This is a genomic window from Pseudomonas sp. HMWF006 (genome assembly GCF_003061205.1).
GTDB lineage: Bacteria > Pseudomonadota > Gammaproteobacteria > Pseudomonadales > Pseudomonadaceae > Aquipseudomonas > Aquipseudomonas monsensis.
On sequence record NZ_QAIU01000610.1, the window covers coordinates 582 to 10,327 of the forward strand.

The 9,746-nt window shown below is 59.6% G+C and carries 8 protein-coding genes; 6 read left to right on the forward strand and 2 right to left on the reverse strand.

The annotated features are described in order from the left end of the window. Window positions 1-325 (forward strand): OmpA family protein (locus DBR24_RS34225; protein WP_256591935.1); only part of this gene is annotated, 325 nt, incomplete at its 5' end. Between the two features lie 144 nt (window positions 326-469). Here the strand turns inward: DBR24_RS34225 and DBR24_RS28505 are convergent. Beyond that, entirely contained in the window at window positions 470-1,699 is a 1,230-nt protein-coding gene (locus DBR24_RS28505; RefSeq protein WP_128616367.1) for an acyl-CoA dehydrogenase, read from the reverse strand. Between the two features lie 171 nt (window positions 1,700-1,870). Between DBR24_RS28505 and DBR24_RS28510 the strand changes: the two genes are divergently transcribed. The 3 genes from DBR24_RS28510 (at window position 1,871) to DBR24_RS28520 (ending at window position 4,391) form a co-directional block, all read left to right on the forward strand. Next, window positions 1,871-2,806, forward strand: coding sequence for a LysR family transcriptional regulator (locus DBR24_RS28510; RefSeq protein ID WP_128616368.1), 936 nt, complete (start codon window positions 1,871-1,873; stop codon window positions 2,804-2,806). A 142-nt stretch (window positions 2,807-2,948) separates the two neighbouring features. Beyond that, a complete protein-coding gene (locus tag DBR24_RS28515; RefSeq protein ID WP_042559912.1) occupies window positions 2,949-3,347 on the forward strand; it encodes a MerR family DNA-binding transcriptional regulator in 399 nt (132 codons plus the stop codon). A gap of 144 nt (window positions 3,348-3,491) precedes the next feature. Further along, on the forward strand, window positions 3,492-4,391 hold the full coding sequence (locus DBR24_RS28520) for a hydroxymethylglutaryl-CoA lyase (protein ID WP_128616369.1): 900 nt from the start codon (window positions 3,492-3,494) through the stop codon (window positions 4,389-4,391). Window positions 4,392-5,056: 665 nt separating this feature from the next. On the opposite strand, the gene DBR24_RS28525 is transcribed toward DBR24_RS28520, so the two are convergent. Next, window positions 5,057-6,754, reverse strand: a complete 1,698-nt coding sequence (locus DBR24_RS28525) for an AMP-binding protein (protein WP_128616370.1) — start codon at window positions 6,752-6,754, stop codon at window positions 5,057-5,059. A 296-nt stretch (window positions 6,755-7,050) separates the two neighbouring features. Between DBR24_RS28525 and DBR24_RS28530 the strand changes: the two genes are divergently transcribed. Both DBR24_RS28530 and DBR24_RS28535 read left to right on the forward strand, forming a co-directional pair. Beyond that, a complete protein-coding gene (locus DBR24_RS28530) occupies window positions 7,051-8,214 on the forward strand; it encodes an isovaleryl-CoA dehydrogenase (RefSeq protein ID WP_128616371.1) in 1,164 nt (387 codons plus the stop codon). 104 nt (window positions 8,215-8,318) lie between these two features. Then, window positions 8,319-9,746, forward strand: a 1,428-nt coding sequence (locus tag DBR24_RS28535) for a carboxyl transferase domain-containing protein (protein ID WP_128616372.1), incomplete at its 3' end; no start/stop codon positions are given.

Sequence of the window (9,746 nt, forward strand, 5' to 3'; positions counted from 1 at the left end):
GACGGTGAACTTCCGTTTCGAGGAAGGCAGCGCGAACCTGGACAACAAGGCGCGTCAGGATCTCGCCCGCGTACTCGACTATATAGAACGCCATGACAAAACCGACCGGGCGGTGACGCTGGTGGGCTTTGGTGATGAAAAGGATGACCCGGCGCGGGCGGATTTATTGTCGAAACTGCGCGCGATGGCGGTGCGACGGGAATTGGTGAAGAACGGCGTGGTGTTGCGTGAGGTACGCGGGTTTGGCGCGTTGATGCCGGTGGCGGCGAACAGCGCGGATGAGGGGCGGATCAAGAATCGGCGGGTTGAGGTTTGGGTGTATTGAGCCTGATGTTGATGTGTTGAACCTGCTTGCGTCATCGCTGGCAAGCCAGCTCCCACAGGTTTTTTGAGCGTACATGAATTTTGTGTACGACTCGGACACTGTGGGAGCTCGCTTGCCAGCGAAGAACGATAACTCAGTCCAGGATCAGCGCTCGCTGCGCAACATCTCTTTCGGCACATACTTGCCGATCTCGAACTTGCCAATCGCTGCGCGGTGCACTTCGTCCGGGCCGTCGGCCAGGCGCAGGGTGCGTTGCATGGCGTACATGTAGGCCAGCGGGAAATCGTTCGACACCCCGGCCCCGCCATGCATCTGGATCGCCCGGTCGATCACCCGCAGCGCCACATTCGGCGCGACCACCTTGATCTGCGCGATCTCGCTCTTCGCCACTTTGTTACCGACGGTGTCCATCATGTAGGCCGCTTTCAATGTCAGCAGGCGTGCCATGTCGATTTCCATCCGCGAGTCGGCGATCTTGTCGACATTCCCGCCCAGACGCGCCAAGGGTTTGCCGAACGCGGTGCGACTCACCGAACGTTTGCACATCAACTCCAGCGCACGCTCGGCCATGCCGATCGAACGCATGCAGTGGTGAATGCGGCCTGGGCCAAGTCGTCCCTGAGCGATTTCGAAACCGCGGCCCTCACCGAGCAGAACGTTTTCGTACGGCACTCGCACGTTGTCGAACAGCACTTCGGCGTGACCGTGCGGCGCATCGTCATAACCGAATACCGGTAGCGGACGGAGGATTTTCACCCCGGGGGTGTCGACCGGCACGAGGATCATCGAGTGCTGGGCGTGACGCGGAGCGTCGGGATTGCTCAGGCCCATGAAGATCAGGATCTTGCAACGCGGATCGCACGCGCCGGAGGTCCACCACTTCTTGCCGTTGATCACCCACTCGTCGCCATCGCGCACGGCGCGGGCGGCCATGTTGGTGGCGTCGGACGAGGCAACGTCCGGTTCGGTCATGGCGAACGCCGAACGGATCTCGCCGCGCAGCAGCGGTTCGAGCCAGCGCTGTTTCTGTTCTTCATTGGCGTAGCGCACCAGCACTTCCATGTTGCCGGTGTCCGGCGCCGAGCAGTTGAACGGCTCAGGACCGAGCAACGAGCGGCCCATGATTTCCGCCAGGGGTGCGTATTCCAGGTTGGTCAGACCGGCGCCGAGTTCTGACTCGGGCAGAAACAAGTTCCACAGACCTTCAGCCTTCGCCCTGTCTTTGAGCTCTTCCATGATCGCCGTTGGCTGCCACCGATCGCCTTCGGCAACCTGGCGTTCGAACACGGCTTCGGCCGGGTAAACGTAAGTGTCCATGAACGCGGTCACGCGCTCACGCAGTTCTTGCACCTTGGGCGAATAAGCGAAATCCATGAGCGAATACCTTCTGTGGCAGAGGTTGTTTAAGTCATGCATTCGATGCTAGAACAGCGCTGATAATTTACCTAGCCTATTCTCGGCGTGTATAAACATTCATCACCGATATATGATTCACTGATCATCAGCCCCTGAACACTCGCCCCTAAAAACAAGAGAAGCCGCGTTATGAATCTGAGTAAGGTCGACCTCAACCTTTTCATCGTCTTCGACGCGATCTACACCGAAGCCAACCTGACCCGCGCCGGGCAGATTGTCGGCATCACCCAGCCGGCGGTGTCCAACGCCCTGGCGCGGTTGCGTGAAACCTTCAACGACCCGCTGTTCGTGCGCACAGCCCAGGGCATGGTGCCGACGCCGATGGCGCAGAACATCATCGGCCCGGTGCGCAACGCCCTGTCGCTGCTGCGCGTATCGGTTCAGGAAAGCCGCATTTTCAACCCGGCGCAAGCGGTCAAGACCTACCGCATCAGCATGACCGACCTCACCGAAGCGGTGATTCTGCCGCCGCTGTTCCAGCGCCTGCGTCGTCTGGCGCCGACGGTGATCATCGAAAGTTTTCTGTCCAAACGCCGGGAAACCACTAAGGAACTGGCCGCCGGGCGCCTCGACTTCGCCGTGGATGCGCCGCTCAACACCGACCCGCAGGTGCGCCACGTCAAATTGATGGAAGACCGTTACGTCTGCGCGATGCGCAAGGGTCACCCCATGGCGGGCAAGGAAAAACTGTCGCTGGATGATTACCTGTCGCTGACCCACATCCATATTTCCAGCCGCCGCAGCGGCCTGGGGTATGTCGATCTGGCCCTCGGCAAAATGGGCATTCAGCGCAAGATTGCCCTGCGCTCGCAGCACTATCTGATGGCATCGCAGGTGATGCAGCAGACCGACATGGTCATGACGGTGCCGGAGCGGTTTGCCCGACGCCATGAACTGCAAGCGTTCAATTTACCGGTGAATGATGTGCCGCCGGTGGAAACGCACCTGTATTGGCATGAAAGCACCGATCAGGATCCGGCCAATCGCTGGATGCGTGAACAGATGATCGAGTTGTGCCAGCAGGTGACGGCGCAGGAGAAGAAGCTGGATAAGCAGGCGGTTTGAAGAAAGAGTAAAAGATCGCAGCCTTCGGCAGCTCCTGCACAGACAGGTGCAGGAGTTGCCCAAGGCTGCGATCCTTTTCTTGCTTGACGTAAACGTCAACCAGCCATTAGCTTAGCGCCAAGACCTTCTTTCGAGCGCTTTCATGAGCAGTCAGACCTACAGTATTTCCGACCTCGCCCGCGAGCTGGACATCACCACCCGGGCGATCCGTTTTTATGAAGAACAAGGCCTGCTCAGCCCCGAGCGTCGCGGTCAGGAACGCATTTATTCGCCCCGCGACAAGGTCAGCCTGAAACTCATCCTGCGCGGCAAGCGCATCGGTTTTTCCCTGGCCGAATGCCGCGAACTGATCGAACTCTACGACCCCTCCAGCGGTAACACCAAACAGCTCAACAGCATGCTGGCGAAAATCAGCGAGCGTCGCGAACAACTGGAGCAACAGTTGCTCGACATCGAACAGATGAAGCTGGAACTCGATACCGCCGAAGAGCGCTGCGTGCAGGCGCTGGAGCAGACGCTCAAGAGCCAGCAGGCCATCTGACAAACAACACAAATCCCCCTGTAGGAGTGAGCCTGCTCGCGATAGCGGTGTATCAGTCAAGCAGTTTTTATCTGGCACTCCGCGATCGCGAGCAGGCTCATTCCTACAGGGGTTCTCCACGAATTCACCAGAGCAGGTCCGCCCATGTCCCTCCCCTCCCAAGTACGCCTGATCGAAGTCGGCCCGCGCGATGGCCTGCAGAACGAAGCCCAACCGATCAGCGTGGCCGACAAGGTGCAACTGGTCGATGCACTCAGCGCTGCCGGTCTTGGCTATATAGAAGTCGGCAGTTTCGTTTCACCGAAATGGGTCCCGCAGATGGCGGGTTCCGCCGAAGTGTTTGCACAGATCCAGCGCAAACCCGGCGTGACCTACGGCGCGCTGGCGCCAAATCTGCGCGGTTTTGAAGACGCCCTCGCCGCCGGGGTCAAGGAAGTCGCGGTGTTCGCCGCCGCCTCCGAAGCGTTCTCGCAGCGCAACATCAACTGCTCGATCAGCGAAAGCCTGGCGCGCTTCGCACCGATCATGGAAGCCGCAAAACAGCACGGCGTTACCGTGCGCGGTTACGTGTCCTGCGTGCTCGGATGCCCGTACGAAGGCACGGTCGCCCCCGAGCAAGTGGCGATGGTCGCCCGCGAGCTGTATGCGATGGGCTGCTATGAAGTGTCCCTCGGCGACACCATCGGCACCGGCACGGCGGGCGCGACTCGCCGTCTGTTCGAGGTGGTGTCGGCGCAAGTGCCACGGGAAAAACTCGCCGGGCACTTCCACGACACCTACGGCCAGGCCATGGCCAACATCTATGCCAGCCTGCTCGAAGGTATTGCCGTGTTCGACAGCTCTATCGCAGGGCTGGGCGGCTGCCCGTACGCCAAAGGCGCGAGCGGTAACGTGGCCACCGAAGATGTGGTGTACCTGCTCAATGGCCTCGGTATTCAGACCGGTATCGACCTGGACGCCTTGATTGCTGCGGGTCAGCAAATCAGTGCCGTGCTCGGTCGCCCGAGCGGTTCGCGCGTGGCCAAGGCCCGTAGCGCACAGTGAGGGGATGGGTGTTACCGCTGTGTCCGAAATGTGGACGCAAGCGGGTAACACGGAAACAAATTGTCTGGTTCTGCCTGATCAAAAAATCCTGAAAAATCTTAAGACATTGATTTATAAGGTATTTTAAAAGTTGGCACGGCTTCTGCTATCTCTATGGCATAACAAGAATAAAAAGCAGCAAACCAATAAAAATAAGACGTACCGACTCTGACATAACAAAAACAACACGGCAGAGACGCAGCTAACAGATTTTTTTGGAGAAGGTGTGCTTTTCAGGGTGCTCTCAGGAGTGACCCGCAACCGGGCAGAGAACAATAAAACTACCTTCAGGTAGCTCCCGAATCGGTTGGATCGTTTAACGAGAAAGCAGATCAGCGCTCAAAAAAATACGTTTGCTCTTGACCCCGGATGGGGGTCGCCAAAAACAGCGGTAAAGGGCAACGGTTGCCAAAAACAACAACAGACCGCCCCTCAATAATAAAAAGAGCACGCGACGACAAAATTAAAGGGGAGCCTCGGCTCCCCTTTGTGCTTTCTGTGATTCCTGAATCCCCCCAAATCCCCTGTCGGAGTGAGCCTGCTCGCGATGCCGGTGTATCAGTCAATATTTGCATCGACTGACACACCACTATCGCGAGCAGGCTCACTCCTACATTTGATCCCTATCAAGCCTGCTTTTCGCGTAGTTCTTCGATGCTGACTTCACGCATCCTGAATTTCTGGATCTTGCCCGTCACCGTCATCGGAAAATCCTCGACGAACTTGAAGTAACGCGGCGTCTTGAAGTGCGCAATGCGCTCCTTGCACCAAGTTTGCAATTCCAGCTCGGTGGCACTGTGGCCCGGGTGGAATTTGATCCAGGCAACAATCTCCTCACCATAGCGCGAGCACGGAATGCCGATCACCTGCACATCCGCCACGGCCGGATGGGTGAAGAAAAACTCCTCCAGCTCACGCGGGTAGATGTTCTCGCCACCACGAATGATCATGTCCTTGTTGCGCCCGGCGATGTTCACATAGCCCTCGGCGTTCATGCTCGCCAGGTCGCCGGTGTGCATCCAGCCCGCCTCATCAATGGCTTCGGCAGTGGCCTGCGGGTTGTTCCAGTAGCCGAGCATCACGCTGTAACCGCGGGTGCACAGTTCACCGATGGTGCCACGCGGCACCAGATTGCCGGCTTCGTCGATGACCTTGCTTTCCAGCTGCGGCTGGGTGCGGCCGACGGTGGTCACGCGCAATTCAAGCTCATCGTTTGGCCCGGTCTGCAGCGACACCGGGCTGGTTTCGGTCATGCCGTAGGCGATCTGCACTTCGCTCATGTGCATCTCGTTGATGACTCGCCGCATCACTTCGATCGGGCAGGTGGCGCCGGCCATGATCCCGGTACGCAGGCTCGACAGATCGAATTCGCCGCGTTGCGGCTGGTCGAGCATGGCGATGAACATGGTCGGCACGCCATACAGACCGGTGGCTTTCTCTTCGACCACGGCGTGCAGGGTCAGCAACGGATCGAAAGCGTCGTTGGGGTAAATCATCGTGCTGCCATGGGTAATGCAGCCGAGATTGCCCATGACCATGCCGAAGCAGTGATACAGCGGCACCGGGATCACCAGGCGATCGGCAGGCGTCAGGCCGATGCTTTCGCCGACCATGTAGCCGTTGTTGAGGATGTTGTAGTGACTGAGGGTCGCGCCCTTGGGGAAACCGGTGGTGCCGGAGGTGTACTGAATGTTGACCGCTTGATCGAAGTGCAGGCTGTCACTGCGTTCGTGTAGTTGTTCGGGAGAGATGCTGGTGGCCAGATCAGCCAGTTGCGACCACGCCAGAAAACCTGACGGTGGTTGCGCGTCAAGACTGATTACCCCTCGCAGTTCGGGGAGGCGTTCGCTGCGCAACTGGCCAATGGATTGCTCGGCCAGTTCCGGCACCAACCCTTGCAACAGGGTGTGGTAGTTGGAGGACTTGAACGCTCCGGCACAGACCAGCCATTGGCAGCCGGATTGCTTGAGCACGTACTCGAGTTCGGTGCTGCGGTAGGCCGGGTTGATGTTGACCAGAATCACGCCGATCTTCGCCGTGGCGATTTGCGTGATGCACCATTGCGCGCAGTTTGGCGCCCAGATTCCGAGCCGATCGCCCGCCTGCATACCCAGCGCCAGCAGCGCTCTGGCGTGCAGGTCCACCGCATCGGCCAGTTGTCGCCAGGAATAGCGCAGTTGCTGATGGCGCACGACGAGCGCTTCACCGTCAGGATATTGCGCGGCGGTGTGATCGAACTTCTGCCCGATGGTCATCGCCAGCAGGGCTTTGTCCTGAGAACCACGGGTGTAGCTGCGCTGCGGGTTTGCACTGGGTTGATCCATGACGACCCCTATTGTCTTTATTTATGGGTTTGTCGGATTTAATCCCGGTGGGAGCGAGCTTGCTCGCGAAGAGGCCAGCGGATTCAGCATCCATGTTGACTGATCTGACGCTTTCGCGAGCAAGCTCGCTCCCACAAGGTCTGCTCCGTTTCAATCTTGAACTGCCCTTACTCTCGCTCAAGTTGACGTTAACGTAAAGGGTGATTGACAGCCATCCGCCGCAGGCTTACGTTAACGTAAAGGTGAGAGCTGTTCGACCGCCCTCCCCACCCTACAAAAAAGCCAAAAGGTGACCCATGAGCTACCCATCCCTGAACTTCGCCCTCGGTGAAACTATCGACATGCTGCGCGATCAGGTTCAGTCCTTCGTCGCCGATCAGATCGCTCCACGTGCTGCGCAGATCGACCGCGACAACCTGTTCCCCGCCGACATGTGGCGCAAATTCGGCGATATGGGCCTGCTCGGCATCACCGTGCCGGAAGAGTACGGTGGCGCAGGTCTGGGCTACCTGGCGCACGTGGTGGCGATGGAAGAAATCAGCCGCGGGTCGGCCTCGGTGGCACTGTCCTACGGCGCGCACTCCAATCTCTGCGTCAACCAGATCAATCGCAATGGCAACCACGAGCAGAAAAGCAAATACCTGCCGAAGCTGATCAGCGGGGAACACGTCGGCGCCCTCGCGATGAGCGAGCCGAACGCCGGGTCCGACGTGGTTTCGATGAAACTGCGTGCCGACAAACGCGGCGACCACTTCGTCCTCAACGGCAGCAAGACCTGGATCACCAACGGCCCTGACGCCAATACCTACGTGATCTACGCCAAGACCGACCTGGAAAAAGGCCCGCACGGCATCACCGCGTTCATCGTCGAGCGCGACTGGAAAGGCTTCAGCCGCAGCAACAAGTTCGACAAGCTCGGCATGCGCGGCTCCAACACCTGCGAGCTGTTTTTCGATGACGTTGAAGTACCGGAAGAGAACATCCTCGGCGTGCTCAACGGCGGTGTGAAAGTGCTGATGAGTGGCCTCGATTACGAACGCGTGGTGCTGTCCGGCGGCCCGACCGGGACCATGCAGTCGTGCATGGACCTGATCGTGCCGTACATCCACGACCGCAAACAGTTCGGCCAGAGCATTGGCGAGTTCCAGTTGATCCAGGGCAAAGTCGCCGACATGTACACCCAACTCAACGCCAGCCGCGCCTACCTGTATGCGGTGGCCCAGGCTTGCGAGCGCGGCGAGACCACCCGCAAGGATGCCGCCGGGGTGATCCTCTACACCGCCGAGCGCGCCACGCAAATGGCCCTCGACGCGATCCAGATTCTCGGCGGTAACGGCTACATCAACGAATTCCCGGCGGGCCGTTTGCTGCGTGACGCCAAGCTGTACGAAATCGGTGCTGGCACCAGTGAGATCCGCCGCATGCTGATCGGCCGCGAGCTGTTCAACGAAACGAAATGAATTTCGTCAGCGGCAAGCTGCGAGCCTCAAGCGACAAGAGACATGCGCTCTTGCCTCAACTTGCAGCTTGTAGCTTGAAACTTCAAGCTGCTACGGAGTAGCCCATGATTCTGCACACTCAGCTCAATCCCCGTTCAGCGGAGTTCGCTGCCAACAGCGCGGCGATGCTTGAACAGGTCGACGCCCTGCACACCCTGCTCGCCCAAGTGGCGCAGGGTGGCGGCGCAAAAGCCCAGGAACGCCACACCTCGCGGGGCAAATTGCTGCCGCGCGAGCGGATCAACCGTTTGCTTGATCCGGGTTCGCCCTTTCTCGAAATCAGCCAGTTGGCCGCCCACGCTGTGTATGGCGAAGACGTACCGGCAGCCGGCGTGATCGCCGGGATCGGCCGGGTCGAAGGCGTCGAATGCATGATCGTCGCCAACGACGCGACGGTGAAAGGCGGTTCGTACTATCCGCTGACCGTAAAAAAACACCTGCGCGCGCAGACCATCGCTCAGCAAAATCGCCTGCCATGCATCTATCTGGTGGACTCGGGCGGCGCCAACCTGCCGCGTCAGGACGAAGTGTTTCCGGATCGCGAACACTTCGGCCGGATCTTCTTCAACCAGGCCAACATGAGCGCGATGGGCATTCCGCAGATTGCCGTGGTCATGGGCTCGTGCACTGCCGGTGGCGCGTATGTGCCGGCGATGGCCGACGAAGCGATCATGGTGCGCAATCAGGCGACGATTTTTCTCGCCGGCCCGCCACTGGTGAAAGCGGCGACCGGTGAAGTGGTCAGCGCTGAAGACCTCGGCGGTGCCGATGTGCACTGCAAGGTTTCCGGGGTGGCCGACCATTACGCCGAGAGCGACGAACACGCCCTCGCCCTCGCCCGCCGCAGCGTGGCCAACCTCAATTGGCGCAAGCTGGGCGAGGTGCAACAACGCACCCCGATTGCGCCGCTTTACGCCAGCGACGAGCTGTATGGCGTGGTCTCGGCCGACGCCAAGCAGCCGTTCGACGTGCGTGAAGTGATCGCGCGGCTGGTCGACGGCTCGGTGTTCGATGAATTCAAGGCGCTGTTCGGTACCACGCTGGTCTGCGGTTTTGCGCACCTGCACGGTTACCCGATCGCGATCCTCGCCAACAACGGTATCCTCTTCGCCGAAGCCGCGCAAAAAGGCGCGCACTTCATCGAACTGGCTTGCCAGCGCGGCATTCCGCTGCTGTTCCTGCAAAACATCACCGGGTTCATGGTCGGCCAGAAATACGAGGCCGGCGGCATTGCCAAGCACGGTGCAAAACTGGTGACGGCGGTGGCTTGCGCCAAGGTGCCGAAGTTCACCGTGATCATCGGCGGCAGCTTCGGCGCCGGCAACTACGGCATGTGCGGGCGGGCTTACGATCCGCGTTTCCTGTGGATGTGGCCGAATGCGCGCATCGGCGTGATGGGTGCCGAGCAGGCTGCCGGCGTGCTGGTGCAGGTCAAGCGTGAACAAGCCGAACGCAGCGGTCAGGGCTTCAGCGCCGAACAGGAAGCCGAGATC